The sequence below is a fragment of the Shigella sp. FJ200513 genome, from assembly GCF_040495915.1.
GTDB lineage: Bacteria > Pseudomonadota > Gammaproteobacteria > Enterobacterales > Enterobacteriaceae > ECMA0423.
In genome coordinates this window covers 1-1,266 of sequence record NZ_JBDYCV010000238.1, presented here as the reverse complement: position 1 = coordinate 1,266, position 1,266 = coordinate 1, and the positions used below count along the sequence as shown (strand labels likewise).

Below are 1,266 nucleotides of genomic sequence, written 5' to 3'. Positions count from 1 at the left end.
CGCTTACCGCTCATGGGCACCTCTCTTTAAGCCATCTTAAATGACTCTGAGGTGTCTGTTAAACCCGTGGCGATTCACAATTCTCTTGCACCATTAACTATGTTCAGTCCCTGCGCGAGTTGTACACCGATGTCATCGAAGAGTTTTACTGGGTTGCGCTCCCGCTTACGACGCAAAATTCCCTTTCACAATACCAACCCGAATGGCAGTGCTGGGAACCTGATGTCGAATGGGTGCGTCAGCCCCCGCAAGATGCGATAACCGCTCCTGACTTTTTCTGCTTTTACCAGCCAGGCATGACCTTCGAACAATTTGTACGTGAGTTTGCCGAATGGTTTTCACAAAAACGTCCGGCGGCGATGATGATCGGCATCCGTGCGGATGAGTCCTACAACCGTTTTGTCGCCATCGCCAGTTTAAATAAACAACGTTTTGCCGACGATAAACCATGGACTACGGCCGCACCAGGCGGTCATAGCTGGTACATTTACCCCATTTACGACTGGAAAGTGGCTGATATCTGGACCTGATATGCAAATCATCAAAATCTCTGCAACCCACTGTATAACCTAATGTATCAGGCAGGCGTTCCTCTGCGTCATATGCGAATTTGCGAACCTTTTGGCCCGGAGCAACGACAAGGATTATGGCTCTGTCACGTTATCGAACCGGATCGCTGGGCTGCTATGTGCGCACGAGTCAGCGGGGTAAAAAGTGGCGGCATTTACGCCGGACATGACAATCATTTCTATGGGCATCGGAAAATCCTCAAACCAGAACATTTAGACTGGCAAGAATATGCATTATTGCTGCTCAATAGCATGCCGGAAAAAACAGCTGAGCATTACCGCAATAAAATCGCCATTTATTTGCACTGGTATCAGAAAAAAGGCATCGAGGTTCCACAAACCCAGCAAGGGGACATTGGCGCGAAAGATATCCCCTCCTGGCGGCGGATATGCAAAGTTTTACTCAATAACGATTACTGGTGTCGGGCATTATCATTTAGTCCTACGAAAGCGAAGAACTATCAGCGTTATAACGAACGGATAAAAGGAAAACGTCAGGAATGGGGGATACTATGCAACAACGATTAACGCAGGATTTAACGCAATTTCTCGCCAGCTTGCCGGAAGATGATCGCATCAAAGCGATTAATGAAATCCGCATGGCGATCCATCAGGTTAGCCCTGAAGTGGCACACTGAATTTGGCCACCTGAACAGAGGTGATATGCTCACCTCAGAACAACACAGGTGCTCCAATG

Annotated in this window: 2 pseudogenes; both read left to right on the top strand. The window is 48.1% G+C overall.

The annotated features are described in order from the left end of the window. Positions 1–71 precede the first annotated feature (71 nt). Positions 72–1,097, top strand: a pseudogene (locus ABZJ92_RS21875) (DUF3440 domain-containing protein); the annotation flags it as partial. After that, a pseudogene (locus ABZJ92_RS21870) lies at positions 1,070–1,192 on the top strand (hypothetical protein); the annotation flags it as partial. The pseudogenes ABZJ92_RS21875 and ABZJ92_RS21870, both read left to right, overlap by 28 nt. Between the last annotated feature and the right edge of the window lie 74 nt (positions 1,193–1,266).